Origin of the sequence: Vibrio ulleungensis (assembly GCF_016900875.1) — a bacterium.
In the GTDB taxonomy this organism is placed as follows: Bacteria; Pseudomonadota; Gammaproteobacteria; order Enterobacterales; family Vibrionaceae; genus Vibrio; species Vibrio ulleungensis.
The window spans coordinates 146,136-165,796 of record NZ_JAFEUM010000002.1 but is presented as its reverse complement, the minus strand read 5'-3'; the positions used below and the strand labels follow the sequence as shown (position 1 = coordinate 165,796).

The following is a 19,661-nucleotide window of genomic DNA, read 5'->3' as shown; positions in this document are numbered from 1 at the left end:
AGTGCTAGTGCGCTCTAGGACCAGCAAAAGCCATTACCTGATTATTCTTACACGTTGAAGTCACTGATAACGGCGTTCAAGATTTTGTAGGTAAAACCACTATCTACAAAATCTTTGCCTTGCTTTCATTGGTGTGTCCAGCTCAATTTTCTGACCAGTTAATGACTTCGTTTGGTATAAAAGTTCTTAATCAAAGAAGGCTTGTTTAGTCTAAAGTAGGTAAGATCTTCGCCAGCTTGTCTAAGGTCTCTTGATATTCGGCATCGGCCTGACTATCCACAACTAAACCTCCTCCTGCCCATGCATACAATGTTTGGTTTTGCGCTACTAGTGTTCGAATTGCAATATTAGTGTCCATTTTATTATTGTTGCTGATATAGCCAATACTTCCGCAATACGCATTTCTAGTATGTGGTTCAAGCTCTTCAATGATTTGCATTGCGCGTACCTTTGGAGCCCCAGTTATTGAGCCGCCGGGAAAGCACGCTTCAAGCAGTTCACTGGCACTCTTATTTGGAGCAAGTTTTGCCTCAACGGTACTGACCAGATGATGAACCGCTGGAAATGACTCAACATCGAAGAGTATGGGGACATGTACTGAGCCTGGAGTGGCCACTCGCCCAAAGTCATTTCTCAATAAATCAACGATCATTAGATTTTCTGCTTGGTCTTTCTCAGCGTTTGCGAGTGCAACCGCATTGTTTTTATCTTGGGTAGGAGTATCGCCTCGTGGCCGCGTCCCTTTTATCGGTTTGGTTTGCATATCATCGCCATCTAAGCGAATAAATCGCTCTGGTGATACGCTGATAACTGCCGAGTCTTCTAAACGCAAAAAGGCAGAAAAGGGACCTTTATTGCTGTCTTCCAGTTTTTGAAAGGCGCGCCATTCACAACCTTGATAGGTTGCTTGGAATCGCTGCGCCAAATTGATCTGATAGCAATCACCCGCGTAGATGTACTGTTTTACTTTGTTGAAGCGCTCGATATAGCTCGTTTTGTCCATATTTGATTGCCAAGAACTGACTAAAGAAAAAGGCGTGGGGTCTGGCTGAGTTGACGCTTTGAGTTGAGCGTAACGCGCCTTCGCGTCTAAACCCACTGCTGATGCCGTTTTTGTTTTATGGTCAATAACGATAGCCCATGTGAACACGCCAACGGCCATATCCGGCACAGAGATATCATTTATAGTGCTCACAGCGACATGCTCTATCGTTTTGCCCAGTTCATACCCCCATAAGCCTAAAATGCCGCCGCAAAATGGCAAACTAGGCTCGAGTTCTGCCCAGTTTGGTAAGCAGCGTTCAATCTCGCGCAGCACCTTAAATGGCGCGGCCTTAATTGTGATTGAGCTGTCTGAGCTACCGATAACGTTTACTGTCCCTTGGCTGGACACTGATGCAATGGGATCAAAAACCACAATATCATAGCGGCTATCTGGGTGAACAGCGCCCGCCGACGAGAGCAGCATTGACCAGGGCTTGTGGTGAACTTTAGAAAACAGCTCTTGGGCCAACAAGGGGTGATAATCGAGACTAAGTTTTTGAAATTTCGCACTATCGAAACTAAAACGAGAAAATAATTGCGTAATTTGTGACAAAGACATAAATCCCTAAATAGCCAGTTTTGGCTGCCAAGAGTATCATAAATTGAACTTGTTGAAGCTCAACAGGTTCTGAAAGGACAAGTTTTGTTCACTGGAAGCCTAGAACGATAAAAGAGAATCGCTATGACGGTCATAAATAAAGAAGATCTGATCAGCAGCGTTGCTGATGCTCTGCAATATATTTCCTATTACCACCCACTTGATTTTGTCCAGGCGCTGGAACAAGCGTACGAAAAGGAACAAAGCCAAGCGGCCAAAGACGCCATCGCGCAAATTTTAATAAACTCGCGAATGTCCGCTGAAGGTCGTCGACCAATTTGTCAGGATACTGGCATTGTTACCTGCTTTGTGAATATTGGTATGCAAGTGCAATGGAACAGCGATCTCACCGTTCAACAAATGGTGGACGAAGGTGTACGTCGAGCTTATACCGACCCCGATAACCCGTTGCGTGCATCGGTTCTAAAAGATCCGGCGGGCAAACGGATCAATACTAAAGATAATACGCCAGCAGTAGTACATATTAATATGGTGCCTGGTGATAAAGTTGAAGTGCAGATTGCGGCTAAAGGTGGCGGCTCTGAAAACAAAACCAAAATGGTCATGCTAAACCCATCAGATGACATAGCAGAATGGGTTGAGAAAACATTGCCTACAATGGGAGCAGGTTGGTGCCCACCAGGTATGCTAGGTATAGGCATTGGCGGCACGGCGGAAAAAGCCGCGGTATTGGCCAAAGAGTCACTCATGGAACATATTGATATTCAGCAGCTTATCGATAATGGCCCAGAGAATGCTGAAGAAGAGCTTCGACTTGATATTTTCAATCGAGTCAACAAACTAGGCATTGGTGCACAAGGCTTAGGTGGCTTAACTACAATCGTTGATGTAAAAATCAAAACCGCACCAACCCATGCCGCATCCAAACCTGTGTGCATGATCCCTAACTGTGCTGCGACGCGCCATGTGCATTTCACATTAGATGGTAGCGGTGCAGCCGAATTGCCTACGCCAAAACTGGAAGATTGGCCTGAGATCACTTGGGAAGCGGGCGAAAACACGCGTAGAGTGAATCTTGATAATATTACGGCTGATGATGTCCAAAGCTGGAAAACGGGTGAGACATTATTGTTATCAGGAAAAATCTTAACCGGAAGAGATGCTGCTCATAAACGTATTCAATCTATGCTGCAAAGTGGAGAAGGGCTACCTGAGGGTGTCGATTTCAAGGGTAAGTTCATCTACTACGTTGGACCTGTTGACGCCGTAGGGGACGAAGTAGTAGGTCCTGCTGGCCCGACAACCTCGACTCGTATGGACAAGTTTACCGATATGATGCTCACAGAAACGGGCGTCCTCGGTATGATCGGTAAAGCTGAGCGTGGATCTGAGACGGTTGCTTCCATAAAAGAACACAAAGCGGCTTACTTAATGGCTGTGGGTGGCGCGGCTTATTTGGTGTCTAAGGCGATCAAAAAAGCGAAAGTTGTGGCGTTTGAGGACCTCGGTATGGAAGCTATTTACGAATTCGAAGTAGAAGATATGCCAGTTACGGTCGCTGTGGATTCAAACGGTGCGAACGCACACCAGATTGGTCCTGATACTTGGAAAGTAAAAATCGCAGAGATGGACTAAAAATAAGAAAAGCGCAGTTTTCTGCGCTTTTTCCTATCATTTCAACGAGCTATTTCCTAAAGTAAAGAAAAAACTAATCTGGAGAAACCATGCCAAAGTTTGTACAAGCTTTACAAATCCTCATCGCTATTTTGGTTGGCGGTGTGATTGCCTATGACCTGATACTCGGTGGGATCGCTATTTTCCACGAAAAGTATGTGACTATCACGGTTGTCCTGACACTTCTGCTTGAGTTGGCTCTTTTTGTCATCTACAAACTGATTGAAGAAGATTAACATCCAGCAGAATGATATCGCGTTGGGTAAATGGCTAGATCTTTGAATACTATTTGCTTACTCTGAGTAAAACTAGAGGGCTGTATGAAGCGAATATCAAACGAAATTAACCAGTTACTTCAACGCGGTGTCGACGCTCATATTTCATTGGGTGTCACCGGACTATCACGCGCCGGTAAAACCGCTTTCATCACGTCTGTTACTAATCAATTGTTATACAGCTCCACGCACAAAGCGATGCCTTTACTCACGGCACAATCTCAAGGTCGCTTGCTTGGAGCAAGGCAGGTAACACAGTCCAACATTCTTACGCCAACTTTTGGCTATAACGCCGCCATCGAATCATTAAGTTTAGAGCCACCCATTTGGCCCAAACCGACAACCGATGTTGGGGCGATTAAACTCGCCTTACGTTACACTCCCAAAAAGCGCACCAAGAAATTAATGGGAAGTACAGCCACCTTATACGTGGATATTGTTGACTATCCAGGAGAATGGTTGTTGGATTTGCCGCTACTTGAACTTAGCTTTGAGCAATGGAGCGACAGTCAGTATCAACGGCTCGATGACACCAAACAAGCCCTAGCCAATGACTGGATACACGAGGTAGCCAATTTGGATCCCGATTTGCCCTGTGATGACCAGGTGTTTAACGAAACGGCCAACACTTTTCGAGATTACTTACATCAATGTAAGGATCATGGCTACCACTATGTCCAGCCTGGGCGCTTTGTATTGCCGGGTGAGTATGCAGGGGCGCCAATATTAGATTTCTTCCCGCTGCCTAAAAGCGCATTTTCAAACAAGACGGTTAAAAAGTCGGCTCGATACGTTCTTGAACAGCGGTTTGAAGAGTATAAAAAAGAAATCGTTAAACCGTTTTTCAAACACTATTTTGCACAGTTTAACCGCCAAATAGTGCTGGTGGATCTATTAGGTTCGCTCAATCAAGGTAAACACGCTTTCGTAGATATGCAATTTGCCCTCGAGCAGATCATTAAAAGTTTCAAGTTTGGCAAGCATTCACTCATAAATCGTTTGTTTTCGCCCAAAACCGACAAACTACTGTTTGCCACCACCAAAATTGACCACGTCACGCCAGAGCAGCAAAAGAATGTCGATAAGTTATTGCAGACATTGATTGCCCCTGTCTGGCAATACGCCTCTTTTGAGCACGTCGAGCTAAAAACGATGTCTGTAAGCTCTATTCAAGCCACAGAGTATGGATTGGTTACCGACTCAAACGGCAAATCTCCAGCGCTGCGAGGTCGAGATATGGCCTACAATGCCGTCACCGTGTATCCAGGTGAAGTCCCAGATAACTTGCCTCATGCTGATTATTGGGCAAAAGCGGGTTTTGAGTTCTCTCCATTTGCACCTAAGCAGTACTCTAAACTTGAACCGCTTGGACATATAAGAATTGACGCAGCGTTAGAATATTTATTAGGAGATAAACTGTGGTAAAACCGACATCGTCTGAATCCAATGACTCGCACAATGCCGATATGAAGCCTAATCATGAGTCGAGTTCGTATAAACCAAAGAAGGTGTTCGAAGAAGCGCGAACCGATGAGATCAATACAGAAACATTAAGTGCGGCAAAACTGTTTGAGCAGCAGCAGACATTTACCCCGGTGGCATTGCCAGAAGAAGAGGTCGAATCACCCTTAGAGACTGCGTTAAAGCCCAAAAAAGTAAGTCGTTGGACTAAGCTCGGACTGATTAGCTTTGGCGGCCTATGTTCGTGGCAACTGTTAAACAGTTGGTATACTGCAGCAGTGTCGCAGGATTGGTTGGGACTGGGATGGGCAGCCTTTGGCAGTGCGGTAGCTCTTGCGGGGGCAAGCGCGATTGGTAGGGAGTGGTTTAAGCTACGCAGACTTAAAAAACAGATTTCGATGAATGACAAAGTCGATGCGATCATCGAAGCCGATCAGCGTAAACAAGCCGAAGCGTTTATTGAGAGTTTACACAAACAAAAAAGCGTTGAGCAGCCTCAATTTCAACAATGGCTAGACGCCAAAAACGAAAGCCACAGTGCAGAACATCTGTTTACACTGTACGACAATTTAGTTTTGGCGAGTAAAGACATTCAAGCAAAGTCAATTGTTAGCCAATATTCGAGTCAATGCGCCATCTTAGTAGCGGCAAGTCCATTTGCGCTTGCCGATATTGGCATTGTCGCGTGGCGCGCTATGAAAATGATCAATGAATTATCCAGACTGTACGGTGTAGAGCTTGGGTATTGGTCAAGAGTATCTTTGCTCAGACAGGTATTTGTCACTATGGCCGCCGCAGGTGCAACCGAAGTGGCCATTGACGCTGGCGTCGATATACTCTCGATGGACATGACAGCGCGAGTCTCTACACGGTTAGCCCAAGGTGTAGGGGTAGGGCTGTTAGTCGCTCGATTGGGGATCAGAACCGTTGATTTACTGCGCCCCGTCTCGTGGAAAGAATCGCAACGTTTTACATTGATGGATATGCGAGCAAATCTGCTGAAATCTCTTAAAACACTCACCTTTAAATAGGTAATTCTTGACCGCGAAAAGCGGATACCTCACACTAGGTGTCAAGTATTGTTGACACCTAGTGTTGTAACCCCATGAAATTGGAAGTGTTGTGCCTCGATCGTTTAGGGCTAACTCAAGAGCTGCTCGAATTGTTGGTCGCGCGTCACATCGATCTTCGAGGTATCGAAATTGATGTACGCGGAAAAATTTATCTTAACTGCACTGAAACAGACTTCGAGTTGTTTCGTGAACTCATGGTTCAAATTCGCCTAATTCAAGGTGTGACAGACGTTAGAACCATCCAATTTATGCCAAGTGAGCGTGAGAACCATGAGCTGTTCTCTCTGCTAAACAATATGCCTCAGCCAATCCTATCGTTAAACACCAAAGGCGAAGTCGATAAAGCCAACAAGGCGGCATTGCAACTGTTTGGCGAGCGAGATGGCTGTTTACCTGGGTCGGTATTATCAAATCGATTGTCCGGATTCAGTTACAGCAAATGGCTTGATGCAGGCGCAACGGAGCAAAGCTTCACTGTCATCATAGACGGCCTTGACTACGATTTAGACGCTATCCCTATATACATTAAAGAGAATGAAACCGAAACGATGCATGCCAGTACGTTGGTTTCTATTCGCAGCAAGAGCATGATTGCGGCGCAACCGGTGATTAACGAACCAAGCAGGCAAGCTCGTGTATTCGAGCACCTTGTAGGGCGCTCAAGCAAACATAAAGTGATGATCTCACAAGCTAAAAAACTGGCCCCACTAAATCAACCGTTACTCATTCAAGGCGAAACAGGAACCGGCAAAGAAGTGTTGGCTCGAGCGTGCCACGACTCTACCTTAAGGTCAGCGCATCCGTTCCTGATATTAAGTTGTGCTTCGATGCCCGATGATGTAGCAGAAACAGAACTGTTTGGGCACGCTGCGGGCCAATTTAACCAAAGCGAAGGTCATAAAGGTATTTTTGAACTTGCCGATGGCGGCACCGTCTTTTTGGACGAGATTGGCGAGATGAGCCCACACCTACAAATGAAATTGGTGCGGTTTCTACAAGATGGTACTTTTCGACGAGTCGGCGAGGAAGAAGAGGTACACGTAGATGTACGGGTTATAGCGTCGACGGCGAAAAACTTAGCCGGTATGGTGGATAATCACGCCTTTAGAGAAGATCTCTATTTTAGGCTCAATGTGTTAAACCTCACCATTCCGCCTCTTCGCGAACGTCTAAACGATGTTGAACCCCTGCTTGAGCATTTTATAGCGAAACATAGCCGAGATTTAGGCGTTGAAAAAGCCCAACTCACTGATGACGGGAAAGCCGCACTGGCGGACTATCAATGGCCAGGCAATATTCGCGAGTTAGAAAATGCCACGCTACGAGCTCTCTCGTTGAGTGAAGGGCAATTATTGGATGCAAGTGCCTTCGACTTGAAGCCACACGCGTTGTCTCAGCAAGGCGCAAAACTGAACCTTGAAGGTTCGTTAGAATCGATTATGAAGGCCTATGAGGCACAAATCATTCAAACCTTGTATCTGTCGTTTCCAAGCAGCCGGAAACTGGCCAAGCGTTTAGGGGTTTCACACACCTCAATAGCCAATAAATTACGAGATTATGAGATCAATAAGCATGAAGACTAATGACTGTATTCATCAGGAGTCTGACTTTATACTCCGATTAGCCGCCCCAGAAGATGCCGGCAGGATCAGTGACTATTTCTTGCAAAATAGAGAGCACCTAAAACCGTGGGACCCTAAGCGAGAAGAAGCGTTCTATACGCTGCAAGGCTGGCGACAAAAACTTATTAAGCTGAATGAGTTACATCAACATGATCTTGCGTTTTACTGTGTCATCGTTGATAGCGATGGAGTCATGTTAGGGACTATTTCATTTTCGAATCTCACCCAGTTTCCATTTCACGCCTGTAATGTGGGGTATTCGTTAGCACGCAGTGCACAGGGGCGTGGCATTATGAGGCGAGCGTTGAAAGCGGCCTGTCAATGGATGTTTGCTGAAAAAGGACTACATCGAATTATGGCCGCATACATTCCTCGCAATGTTCGCAGCGCCAACGTTTTAGAGTCGCTTGGATTTGAAAAAGAAGGCCTAGCAAAACAGTATTTACTTATTGATGGACAGTGGCAAGACCATGTCTTGACGTCACTTATCAACCAACAATGGAAAGCACAGTAGTGGATAGATTAGATAAACAATTGGCGTTGGTTTTCGAACTCGATAAACTAAAGTCCGTGCTCAGACGTACAAAAGTAAAATCCGCTCAAGGGCGTCTAGAAAATACCGCAGAACACAGTTGGCATGTCGCTACTATGGCTCTGTTATGTGAAGAGCATGCGGATGAACCTGTTAACATTAATACAGTGATCAAAATGCTTCTGCTGCACGATATCGTTGAAATAGATGCTGGCGATACCTTTGTTTATGACGCAGTTGCATCGCAATCCCAGCAGCAAAAAGAGTTAGAGGCGGCCGATCGCCTATTTGGCTACTTAGAGCCCGAACAACGTGCAGAACTACGTGCAATTTGGGATGAGTTTGAGCAAGCGCAGTCGGCGGAAGCACGGTTTGCCAAAGCCATGGATCGTTTTATCCCTTTATTGATGAACTTTAATAATAGTGGGCAGAGTTGGGTAGAACATGGCATCAGTCGTTCTCAAGTCATCGCAATCAATGGCCGCATCGAGAAGGGCTCACGCGCATTATGGACGAAAGCGCTAAACATCATTGAAACGTCTGTCGAAAACGGCTGGCTAAAACCGGAATAAAAATACAAGCATTTACTATGAAATATCAATCGATTGACGACTATAAAAGAAAGTGGATTTTCACTCACGCTTCTATGCCACTGAGTGAAGAAGCACAAACGTTTATCAAACCGTTTTCGCAAGCGCAGGCGGCGCAGTTTTGGAAAGAAAACATCTCTCGAGAAAGCCCAGATATGGAGCGTCTAAATCGCCAAGATTGGCCATCAAATCTTGAAAACTGGAGCCGTGAAGAAGAGTGGATGAAGTCGTGGGATTCAGATGATGACTCTATGCCCGAAGAGTTGTTGGCGCACTTAGATTGGCAGGACGACGTTACGGTCTACTTTTGCTATGAAAAATACAATGTCATTGAGACAAACTGGAAAACGTTTAAACGCCATTGGAAAAACTTTCTGTTTTACGATGATGGTCCTATCTTGATTGCTCGTCGCCGTAAGCAAGCAGCATGGTTTCAAGATAATGGTAAAGTGAAACTAGGTACACGCCCTTAACACTTCGTTGTTAAGAGTGTGATTGCAGCTAAGTTTAAGCAATAAAAAAAGCGCCTTATGGCGCTTTTCTCGTTTGAGCTCAATGTTGATGCTCAAAACCCATTAAGGCATCGACTAACTTCACTCAAACATCGGAAGGTAGCGTTCAAAGCCACGAGAAGCCAGTTGTTCTTTGGGGATAAACTCTAGAGAGGCCGAATTAATACAGTAACGTAAACCTGTAGGCGCAGGCCCATCGGTAAACACATGGCCTAGGTGCGAGTCTGCATATTTGCTTCGTAGTTCAACGCGGGTGTAAAAGAGTTTTGTGTCTTCGTGCTCAGTTACATAATGCGAATCAATAGGCTTGGTAAAGCTTGGCCATCCTGTTCCTGATTTGTACTTGTCGGTTGACGAGAATAGCGGTTCGCCCGATACAATATCGACATAGATACCGTCAACTTTATTATCCCAAAACTCGTTGTCAAAAGGACGCTCGGTGCCTTCTTCTTGAGTCACAACCCATTGCAGTTTCGACAACTTTTGTTTAATTTCTTCATCACTAGGACGGGCATACGCAATTGCGTCCGTTGCTGCTTGACCTTCTATAAGACTTAGTAAGGTTACTGGGTTTTCTTCACGATCTTTACCAAATATTTTGTCTAGGTATTGGTCACGACCAGAAGCATGGCGATAGTATTTGTATCGAATTGGATTGGTTTTGTAATAGTCTTGATGGTAATCCTCAGCGACGTAAAACTCCTCCAGAGGTAATACATCCACTTTTAGCGGTTTTTGATACACGCCTAAGGCATCAACTTGAGTAATAAACTGTTCAACTTGCGCTTTCTGTTGCTCATTGTGATAAAACACAGCAGGGCGATATTGTGGGCCACGATCCACAAACGAGCCTAGATTGTCGGTGGGATCCATGTGTCTAAATAATTGGTCGACAATTTCTAGATAAGAAACAACCGAAGGGTCGTAGCTTACTTGTATGACTTCAATATGGCCGCTTTTTCCTGAAGCAACTTCCTTATACGTTGGATTCGGTTTCTCGCCACCGGCATAACCAGAAACGACATCATACACGCCGTCCAACTTTTCTAAGTCTGATTCGGTACACCAAAAGCACCCACCCGCAAGAGTGGCCAATTCTGTATCTTCAGGTACCTCGATAGCTGTCTTGGCAACGGACAAAACCGAGCCAAATGCGGCAAATACTAGTAGGGCAATGAGCCACGATGATTTTAACAACTTCATATCTGTTCCCTGTTTTTTGGGTAGCTTATTAACGTAGACATGGTTTTCGCTATTTTTCTTTCAATGTCACCACTATTTTTTACGCAAAACGGCGCGTATTGATCACTGATTACAGTGGCTAAGGTGTATTCTATGACACCAGTTTTAAACCACTTGGCAGCGTATCACCTAAAGCTTTAGCCTGAGATTCGCTATCCAATTGTTGCACATTAGCGACCATTGAGATCCAACTCGCTGGTGCTTTAACCTGTTGTAAACGCGCGATGACTTGCTGTTGCAGTGAGTCGCTAACCACCAGTTCACGATCAGCGACGTTGGCGGCGAGCATGCTTGCACAAAATGCAATGCCATCACTTTTGTCCCAACTTAACGCAAGCAACGAGGTTAACCATGCTTCAACCGTGGATTTTGGCAACAGTTTTTGTTGGCTCTGTTGCATTGAAAATCTTGTCCCGATCCGTGCAACTGCCCACCAGTGTGTCGCAACATGATCTTTTTGTTGGGTTGCTCGTTTAAAGAACCAGTTTCCTAGTAGCAGTTTATCTTCGGCTTCAAGTTGTTCTAATGACGCGGCCAATCGCACCATCGACTCGTACCCATGTTGATGAGCACGTTCGCGTCCTTGCTTACTGCTAACAGCACCTGGGTGCAAAAAGGGTGCAAGTTGTGTCAACAACTGCTCTTGTTGTTCCTGATTTAATCCACCAGCGACGCGGCGCCATAACGTCCACCAGTCATTCCACGACTGAGTGGATGGAAATTGCAATGTATGCTGATTCAATGCCCATAGCTGCTCAATACGCCAAGAGTCATTCACGTCGCCAAACCCTGGTCTAAGTGTATGTCCCGCAAGTCGTAGCCAAACTTGTTCGTGTCTATCGCTACGGCGACGTCTTTTTCTTCCTTGCTGCAAGGTATCGTAAATACTGCGAAGCGTGTTAAATGACCAATCATCTTTGTTGCCGAGCTGTTTTTCTAGATGGCGAGTAAGAGTTTTGATTTCTTTTCCGTCAGAAATTTTCCGGTTCCCACTGAAAGCCTGACTGATGAGTTGATTGGCAGTCTTAAGTTGAGGGGAGGGTGCACCGTCAGAATCTGGATTAGCATGTTGTCGAGTATCGAACTCTAGCTCCCAACGGTGATCAGAAACCAAGGATTGACACTCGAGCTTAATGGTTCCAATCTCGGTTTGCTGAGTGATCAGTTGGACGTCCACGTTGTTGGCATCAATGCTCTTGTCACTTATCGTAGTAACAAGTGCTGGTAGCGGATGCAAAGGTGCGTTCACGACGTCGATGATCTGACCGTGCGCAACTTCATTCTGTTTAATCAATATCTCTTGATGGGCACTGAGTACATGAAATCGAGCGGGCTGATTGATCGTAAGATTGAAAGTGCGACCGGTGAGTTTAACCTCGGTTCCTGGCATTTCCCCTTTTTTAAGTAAGCACAAAGCTCGACCGGGGCCACTTTTGCTAGGAAGGTGCAGGTAGAAACTGCGCGATGCACCACTCTTGATGGTGGCTAGTTTACCTTGTTTGGCCTGTAGAAAGGCAACGGCGCCATAAGCAACACTGTGATCAGGGTGAGGGTTCTCTAATACAGTCACCTCACGACTTGACCACGATGATAGAAGTTCAGTAACGCGTTTTGCGACTAAAGCACTGTTAAATAAACCACCGTTGTAGAGCACCGCTGTAGGTAAACCTGTCTGCTGTTGATGTTGAGCTAAAAATTGGGCTATATGTTTCGATATAGCAGGATCTGAGACAAACGGTAAACCAAACTCTACGATCGCGCCTCGTTTGGTACTAGGCAGAGTGTCGATATCAGTAAGTGGGAAAAAGCCGTCTAACGCTAATTGATGAAGGTCAGATTTCGTTACGGAGGTACTTCGGCTTGCTCCAATAAGCTTTGAGCCGCTACCGAGTAATGTGATTTTTGATTCAGTCAGTTCGTTGTCGCCTAGCAGCAGCTCTTTCGTTTTACGCGCTTGTTGAGCCAGCTTACTTAGATTGGCCGTATTCATACGCGCATTGTTATTTAAGCTCCTTTCAGCGAGATGAGCGATGGCAAGGTCAATGTTGTCACCGCCAAGCATTAAGTGCTCTCCGACTGCAACCCTGTTCAACTCAAAATTGTTATTGTGGTCATGGGTGGCTATTAAGCTTAAGTCGGTAGTACCGCCCCCAACATCCACCACTAAAATTGACGCATGCTCTTTGAGCTGCTGCTCAGCGTCTTGCTGACTTCGAGCAACCCAGTCGTAACACGCGGCTTGAGGCTCTTCTAGCAGGGTAACATTATGTAATCCCGCGAGTGCCGCGCCCTCTAAGGTAAGTTTTCGAGCTGCTTCATCAAAAGAGGCGGGAATGGTGATTGTTAGCTTTTGTTCGGCAAGTTTGTGGACGGGATGTTGATGATCCCATGCTTGTCGCAAGTAATTGAGGTAACTCGCACTGGCAATAACCGGCGATATGCGGTGAGTCTCTTCGCTCGCAATCCAGGGTAAAATGGAATCATGTCTATCGACTTTGTCGTGGGACAGCCAGCTTTTCGCACTAGACACCAGTTGTGATGGAGAGTGCGTACCCAATTCGCGAGCCCACTCGCCAATGATTGCAGGTTGCTCATCGCCTAACACCGGCTGCTGTTGCCAAGGTAGGGTGAGATCAGCGACGCTAAATTGTGTCGAATGCGGATGAAACCGAAAAGAAGGCAAACTGAGTCTGTCTGCTACTTGTCCAGGACCAATAAGTTGTGGAATGGGAAGTAAGTTAATCGGCTCATTGGGGTTAGCATCAATACTGGCGAAAGCCACGACGCAGTGAGTGGTACCAAGATCAATTCCCACTAAGTAAGCTGGACGGCTCATAGGGTCACCTAAGATAAAACAAATTAGCAATATGAAACGGCGCTTAAAGCGCCGTTTTGATTAAGGGTTATTCTTGTTCTGCCCGCAGGTCAAAATCAACACGCCACGCTTCTTGATTGTCTGATGCAATAGCTTGCAACTGCAGAGTACCTAATTCATCAACCGAAGATCGCAGTGTAACCGGGACAATGTCACCAGGTTGACGTCCATTATCTGCGGACAACGTTAGATGCACTTCAGGCAGTTCATCCAATTCGCCGTCAGCCCAGTGGTCAAGTAGATCTCCTGCTTGGTCATGGTGACGAGCCGTTGAGCCAAAGAATTGGAAATGCACCGGTTCACCCACGACAAGACCAAATTCTTTTTTTGGCATGACAGCTTCGCTGCCTTCTTCAAGACCAAATGGCGCAATACAATAGGCTTCCATCGGTGGCGCCATTCCAGGAATGGCAGGTAATGCACTTTCAACGCCGATATAAAAGCTCGATGAGATACCGCCGCGAATGCGAACGCCATCACCTTGTCGTACTTCACTGTAGTATGCCGCGCCGTGAGCAACCGCCAAATCCAAATCTGTACCCGTCAGTACTTTTAAGTTTGGTTTATTTGCTTCAGTAAGCCATTGGTTTATGGTGTCTAGCAGGCGTGCTCTCAGTCGATCAGACTTTAATACGCCACCATTAAATAAAATGGCAGTAGGCGCTCTAAAACTTGCGCTAGAAGCTGCCTCTGCAGGTTGTCCACCCAACATTGGATTACTAACCATTGCCGCATATGGGTCATTGGTTTGCTCCGCGTTTTCGCCATGTTTGGAAAGAAAACCGGCAATATGCTTGGTAATGGCTGGATCTTGCGCGTAAGGCAGACCCATTTGGGTTAGAGCACCTCGGCGGGCTTGTTGCGGTTGATTGTCTATAGAAACGTTAGGGAAAAATCCTTCGACTAAGAACTGCGTAACTTCGTGTCGGGTTAACTCGCACTTGAGCGTAGTACCTAGCAACTTTGAACCACGACTCGGGACAACGATAGGCACTGACTCTATGTCGTTGTCTGCAAGCAATGTTTCTTTCGCATCACGACAAGCTTGAGTAATAGCCTGAATTTGCCATGGCTGGATATCTTTGCCAATCGCTGCGAGTTTTGCTTTCACTTGGTAGGCGAGGGCAAGATCCATGTTGTCGCCGCCAAGCAAGATGTGTTCGCCCACTGCAATACGTTCGAGAGAGAGGTTGCCGTCATCATCGTTAACCGCCACCAGTGAAAGGTCGGTGGTACCGCCGCCAACATCGACGACTAAGATAGTATCGCCAGTTTCTAGCTGCTCACGCCAGTCGTCTGCCGCCAAGTTTAGCCAGCTGTAAAGAGCTGCCTGAGGTTCCTCAAGCAGAGTGAGATGTTCAAAACCGATACTACGCGCCGCCTCAGCAGTGAGTTCACGCGCTGCTGGATCAAACGATGCGGGCACAGTGATAGTGACATCTTGTTCCGAAATAGGTGCGTTTGGAAAGCGATGGTTCCACGCATCATGAAGGTGTGTAAGATACAGCTCCGTTGCTCGTAAAGGAGAAATTTTCTCAACTTCCTCTGGACTACCAGCAGGTAAAATAGCTTCGCGGCGATTAACTCCGGCATGGCACAACCATGACTTCGCTGAGCTGACTAATCGAGTGGGACTTTTGGCGCCCATGTTACGAGCAATTGTCCCGACTAACGCCTCTGGCTCTGTCGTCCAAGGAAGGGTTCGAGACCCTTCGCCCAATTCGTGATGATGAGCTTGGTAAACGAAAGACGCGAGCTGAAGAGGCTCTTCAACTTGCCCTGGAGCGGTAAGTTGCGCAATGGGCAGCAACTGAACGCCATTGTTTTGGTCACTTTTATCCTTGTAAGCTATTACGGAGTGGGTCGTTCCTAAATCTATACCCACATGATACAACGCTTGTGACATATTAGAGTTCTACCTCTGCTGGAGCAATGACCGACAAATTAATGTCCTTTGATAGTTTTGGAAGCGAAAGCTTATCTACTTTCCAACCTTTATGTAGCAGCAATCCACGATACGGTCCGTCACCAACGATTTGCCCTACTAGGCGGATACTTTGGGGATCAAAATCTTGCTCTATTTGTACCGTTGTTTCTTCGCTTTCAGTGCGCACAGGCGACAATTCGACATAGTTTTTAAGCAGTTTTTGACCACCCGTATGGATGACGCGCGCCGCAGCACCTACATCTTCATCGCTAAAGCCGGTTAAGTCTTCGTTGAGGAAATCGATGAGGCGAGCTTCTTTTTGCATTAGCGACAGCAACTGCAACGCAGAATCTTGATTCGTGGTGGTAAGGTTTGATTCAACTTCAACCACTTTCTCGATAACTTTCTCGACCTCAACGACTTTCTCTACTTCAACTTCAACGATTTTCTCAACTGGTTTTTCAACCTCTACAATCTTTTCGACTTCAACTTCTTTTTCGATAAGTTGGGGTTTTTTGTTGAATGCCAATAGAAAGCCAGTCAAGGCTAACGCGGCTAATATGCCGTGTAATAGATCAAAAACCTCAGGGATCTGGGAAAGGTTTACAGTCATGGTACATGCTCTCGCTATTGAATAGATAATTGACTAGATTGTAGCTTTATATGGGGTTGAGTGTAATTAATTCAAGCATCTACACCCGCTGATTCGACCACTTTTACAGCAATCTATCGTAGGTGAGACAAAAAGTAATCAATCCAGTCGCTTTTAATGCCTAGTAGGTTCTTTGTTCTTTGACCTGAGCGATGGGATGGGTACAATCTGTGGCAAGAAATTTTAGGACTCAACGAGCATGAACTATAACCGTGTAGTGTGTTTCGACCTTGAAATGTGTTGTTGGAACGTGGATGGCAAGGGCACAACGGGAGAGATAATTGAAATAGGGCTAGCGGAGATCGACTTGGCCTCAAAACGCATCGTGAAACGTGCTCAATATTATGTGAAACCAGAACGAGATCAGGTGTCTCAGTTTTGTGTTGAACTAACCGGTATTACTCCGCGAAAAATTGAAAAACAAGGCAGACCTCTAGAGCAGGTTATTCAGTCCATGATCAAAAACTTCGGTGGCACGAATAAGATTTACGCCAGTTGGGGTAGAGATGACCTTATATTTTTTAATGAGTGTGAATCGAAAGGAATTCCGTTTCCGTTCAAAGAGTTTATTAACTTAGCCACATTGTATCGAATCCAGCACCGCCTAAAAGACAAACGAATAGGGCATAAGCAGGCTCAAGAATCTCAAGGTATTGCTTGGGAAGGGCGACAGCATTCGGGTTATGTCGATGCCTACAATTTGGCGAAACTGGCGCTTACCATGTTGTAATCGCGTCTGCTTATCTTAGTGCGGCACTACCGATAACTTGGCTCTAATGTATTCACTATGATCCACGTACAAAAGCTCCGCAACTTGGCGAATGATCGCTTCTTCTTGCGGATCAACGGTACCGTCGGCATAGGCGACTTCCCATAGACCTTGAATTAGCTCAAAACGCTGCTCTGGATCCATGGCTCTCAACTGTGTGGTGTATTCAAACAGTGACACCGCGTCTTTTAATTGTTGAGCCCCTTTTTCGATGAGAGCAATTGATTCACTTTCTGGAATTTGAGTGATTTTTTGAAGCAAACTTACTTTGGCTTGATGCTCGTCTAGATCCGCCACACTATCGGCATGCGATACTTCACAGAGTAACCCTGCAATGGCTTGATGCTGAGACTCACTGCTGGTTTCAAGTGGCTCAGGATTTAGCTTTTGGAACAATTGACTGATCTTTCTAATCATAGTTGCCTCGATTCAAACAGGTTAAGTTTTAAATGGGTGCAAACTACAAAAATACAACCTTTGGAGCCTTAAGCGCAACATGTTTGAATTGAGTTCGATATTCACATTAGATGTAGCCCTTGCCGTTTTACTGATATTTGCTGGGTCATTTGTACAAACAACCATTGGTTTTGGCATGGCCATTGTGGCAGCGCCACTGCTGTTTCAACTGGATCCCCATTACGTTCCCGCGCCAATTTGCCTCGTCGCAATTGGACTGTCGTTAATTAATGCCTCTAAACACAAAAGTTCGATCTCTATTGGTGGACTTAAAATGGCGATAATAGGCCGCATTCCGGGATCGGTCGTGGGCGGGTTGTTACTGGTGTACGTGTCTGCCTCTTTAATGTCATTAGCACTTGGATTTTTTGTATTGCTTTCGGTATGCATTAGTTTGTTGCCTATTCGTATAGAGCCAAATCCGTCACGCATGATGATTGCGGGATTTTTCTCAGGGTTTATGGGCACGTCGTCGGCCATTGGGGGACCACCTATGGCACTTTTATTGCAGCACCAAGAGGCCAATAAGTTACGTGGTAACCTGTCGGCATTCTTCTTTTTTAGCTCGATTATGTCTTTGATTGTATTATTTTTTGTTGGTCATTTCACGCTTACCCATGTGTGGCTGACACTACCATTATTGCCTGCATCTTACTTAGGCTATCGATTAGCGCTGCTCTGTTTAGGACGCATATCGCAACAAAGTATTCGCTATGGTTCTTTGGTGCTATGTTCACTGAGCGGAATCACCGCCATCGTGCAAGGGTTTCTGTTTTATTAGTAGCCACTTGTTTTGTTATTCGTGTTTCTCATCAATGTGATTGAGTGCACACTACTCTTTTTTTATCATGGGATTGCGATTACACTCATTAGAGCAATCGACGTCATTGTATAGCGTGGATATTTATCACTTATCAATGACTGTTCCCTAAGAAAGGATTCTTAATTGTTTAAACATTCTACGCAACTTTCTTTATTGGCGATGTCCATTGGCACTGCTTTTGTCTCAACAGCCACTTATGCGGCCGATAATGTCTACCCAGAGCAAGAATGGGGCATCGCTGCAGTTTTTCGAAATGCAGACGTTGTATACGATAATGGTATTGACGAAGATTCGGTGTCGACGTTTATCCCAATGCTTTTTTACAAAGGTGAAATCGGTTACTTAGATGGGATTGAGGGCGGTTTGTATCTATATGACAATGACCAAAGCCCGCTAACTGTGTCTGCTATCGCTCGCATGCGCTTTATTGATATTCCTGCTGACTATCAAAACTTTATTGGTGGAGACACAGGTGACGTTGGTGTCCTTTTTGACTATAACGTCGATGAAAATTGGACACTTAGACTTGATGCCATGGTAGATAAGAAAACCAATTGGCACTCAAACTTAGAAGCGCGTGGCACTTACGGTTATAACGATTTTATATTTGAACCCAATTTGAGAATGCGCTACAAGACGGCAAGCTTTAACTCTTTGTATTACGGTTTGGAGCCGCTGGTTGTTGACGATGTGCAAGTGGGTGAATCTATCGGTTCGGGTATTGATTATAATATCGGTTTAGATGTTTCCTACCATGTAGCGTCCAACCTTTATTTACTTGCCGGAATTGATTATCGATTTTTAGATGATGAAGCCCAAAGTGTCTCGTTTATTAATGAATCCACACAGGCTGAGTACTACCTTGGATTTGGCTTCTTTAACAACAAAGATGTGCCACCTAAAAAAGAACTAGACAGCAAAGCTTATTGGAGAATTGCCCATGCTTGGGGAACGCCATCGAGTTTAGGTGATATTATGCGCTTTGATGTCGAAAAAGATCCTTACAACAGTCAATTGACGACGTTGTTTTATGGACACCCGTTAACCGATGAGTTGTTTGGTCTTCCTTTAGAAGTGTTTGTAACACCTGGTTTTGGTTGGCACTGGAGCCACGAAAAACAAAGCAGCACCCAAGAATATGTCGTCGCAATTAAAGCCTATTACACGATTAACTGGCCATTTAAATGGCGTGTCGGTGTTGCCGAAGGTTTGTCTTACGTCAAAGATGTCACTTACTTGGAACAGTATGACTTTACCGAAAGAAAAGACTATGCAAACACTAGTAACTTGCTAAATTACTTAGACTTTTCTTTTGATGTGAATATAGGTGATCTGTTTAACTCCCCAGATCTTAATGACCTTTGGCTAGGCTACTATGTTCATCACCGTTCAGCCATATTCGAAAAGTCGTCTCAATACGGCCGACTTAAAGGCGGAAGTAACTATAACGCTGTGTATTTACAGTATCATTTTTAGCCATCTGGCCTAATAATCGACTGACTAAGGCCGCTTGAAGCGGCCTTTTTGTTGACGGTTATGCTACAATCGCGCGCAATAGAATCGTAGATGGAAGGT

17 protein-coding genes are annotated in these 19,661 nt (G+C 45.4%); 11 read left to right on the top strand and 6 right to left on the bottom strand.

Annotated features, from left to right (window positions below; genetic code table 11):
- Window positions 1–205: 205 nt before the first annotated feature.
- Window positions 206–1,597, bottom strand: a complete 1,392-nt coding sequence (pabB, locus tag JQC93_RS05695; RefSeq protein WP_408068589.1) for an aminodeoxychorismate synthase component I — start codon at window positions 1,595–1,597, stop codon at window positions 206–208.
- A gap of 129 nt (window positions 1,598–1,726) precedes the next feature.
- Here pabB and JQC93_RS05690 point away from each other — a divergent pair, with 129 nt between their 5' ends.
- The 8 genes from JQC93_RS05690 (at window position 1,727) to JQC93_RS05655 (ending at window position 9,303) form a co-directional block, all read left to right on the top strand.
- Window positions 1,727–3,238 (top strand): fumarate hydratase, encoded by a 1,512-nt coding sequence (locus JQC93_RS05690; RefSeq protein WP_205157513.1) that lies wholly within the window; start codon window positions 1,727–1,729, stop codon window positions 3,236–3,238.
- Between the two features lie 89 nt (window positions 3,239–3,327).
- Complete coding sequence (locus JQC93_RS05685) at window positions 3,328–3,513, top strand: hypothetical protein (RefSeq protein WP_205157512.1); 186 nt, start codon at window positions 3,328–3,330, stop codon at window positions 3,511–3,513.
- A gap of 84 nt (window positions 3,514–3,597) precedes the next feature.
- Window positions 3,598–4,977 carry a YcjX family GTP-binding protein gene (locus JQC93_RS05680; RefSeq protein ID WP_205157511.1) on the top strand — a complete coding sequence of 460 codons (1,380 nt, stop codon included), beginning with the start codon at window positions 3,598–3,600 and terminating at the stop codon, window positions 4,975–4,977.
- Window positions 4,971–6,044 (top strand): YcjF family protein, encoded by a 1,074-nt coding sequence (locus JQC93_RS05675; protein ID WP_205157510.1) that lies wholly within the window; start codon window positions 4,971–4,973, stop codon window positions 6,042–6,044. The genes JQC93_RS05680 and JQC93_RS05675 overlap by 7 nt, the downstream gene beginning before the upstream one ends.
- Window positions 6,045–6,118: 74 nt before the next feature.
- A complete protein-coding gene (gene tyrR, locus JQC93_RS05670) occupies window positions 6,119–7,669 on the top strand; it encodes a transcriptional regulator TyrR (protein WP_205157509.1) in 1,551 nt (516 codons plus the stop codon).
- Entirely contained in the window at window positions 7,659–8,222 is a 564-nt protein-coding gene (gene rimJ, locus JQC93_RS05665) for a ribosomal protein S5-alanine N-acetyltransferase (RefSeq protein WP_205157508.1), read from the top strand. Before tyrR ends, rimJ begins: the two co-directional genes overlap by 11 nt.
- Complete coding sequence (locus JQC93_RS05660) at window positions 8,222–8,812, top strand: HD domain-containing protein (RefSeq protein ID WP_205157507.1); 591 nt, start codon at window positions 8,222–8,224, stop codon at window positions 8,810–8,812. Before rimJ ends, JQC93_RS05660 begins: the two co-directional genes overlap by 1 nt.
- 17 nt (window positions 8,813–8,829) lie before the next feature.
- On the top strand, window positions 8,830–9,303 hold the full coding sequence (locus tag JQC93_RS05655; protein WP_205157506.1) for a DUF2947 domain-containing protein: 474 nt from the start codon (window positions 8,830–8,832) through the stop codon (window positions 9,301–9,303).
- Between the two features lie 120 nt (window positions 9,304–9,423).
- On the opposite strand, the gene msrB is transcribed toward JQC93_RS05655, so the two are convergent.
- The 4 genes from msrB to JQC93_RS05635 form a co-directional block, all read right to left on the bottom strand.
- Window positions 9,424–10,545, bottom strand: a complete 1,122-nt coding sequence (gene msrB, locus JQC93_RS05650; RefSeq protein ID WP_205157505.1) for a peptide-methionine (R)-S-oxide reductase MsrB — start codon at window positions 10,543–10,545, stop codon at window positions 9,424–9,426.
- A 130-nt stretch (window positions 10,546–10,675) separates the two neighbouring features.
- Window positions 10,676–13,420 carry a hsp70 family protein gene (locus JQC93_RS05645; protein ID WP_205157504.1) on the bottom strand — a complete coding sequence of 915 codons (2,745 nt, stop codon included), beginning with the start codon at window positions 13,418–13,420 and terminating at the stop codon, window positions 10,676–10,678.
- Between the two features lie 67 nt (window positions 13,421–13,487).
- Window positions 13,488–15,365, bottom strand: coding sequence for an Hsp70 family protein (locus JQC93_RS05640; protein ID WP_205157503.1), 1,878 nt, complete (start codon window positions 15,363–15,365; stop codon window positions 13,488–13,490).
- 1 nt (window position 15,366) lies between these two features.
- On the bottom strand, window positions 15,367–15,999 hold the full coding sequence (locus JQC93_RS05635) for a DUF2760 domain-containing protein (RefSeq protein WP_205157502.1): 633 nt from the start codon (window positions 15,997–15,999) through the stop codon (window positions 15,367–15,369).
- A gap of 238 nt (window positions 16,000–16,237) precedes the next feature.
- Between JQC93_RS05635 and JQC93_RS05630 the strand changes: the two genes are divergently transcribed.
- Window positions 16,238–16,768 carry a 3'-5' exonuclease gene (locus JQC93_RS05630; RefSeq protein ID WP_205157501.1) on the top strand — a complete coding sequence of 177 codons (531 nt, stop codon included), beginning with the start codon at window positions 16,238–16,240 and terminating at the stop codon, window positions 16,766–16,768.
- 15 nt (window positions 16,769–16,783) lie between these two features.
- Here the strand turns inward: JQC93_RS05630 and JQC93_RS05625 are convergent, their stop codons facing one another.
- Window positions 16,784–17,224, bottom strand: coding sequence for a tellurite resistance TerB family protein (locus JQC93_RS05625; protein WP_205157500.1), 441 nt, complete (start codon window positions 17,222–17,224; stop codon window positions 16,784–16,786).
- Between the two features lie 79 nt (window positions 17,225–17,303).
- On the opposite strand from JQC93_RS05625, the gene JQC93_RS05620 reads away from it, so the two are divergent.
- Window positions 17,304–18,044 carry a sulfite exporter TauE/SafE family protein gene (locus JQC93_RS05620; protein WP_205157499.1) on the top strand — a complete coding sequence of 247 codons (741 nt, stop codon included), beginning with the start codon at window positions 17,304–17,306 and terminating at the stop codon, window positions 18,042–18,044.
- A 201-nt stretch (window positions 18,045–18,245) separates the two neighbouring features.
- A complete protein-coding gene (locus tag JQC93_RS05615; RefSeq protein ID WP_205158021.1) occupies window positions 18,246–19,562 on the top strand; it encodes a MipA/OmpV family protein in 1,317 nt (438 codons plus the stop codon).
- Window positions 19,563–19,661 lie beyond the last annotated feature (99 nt).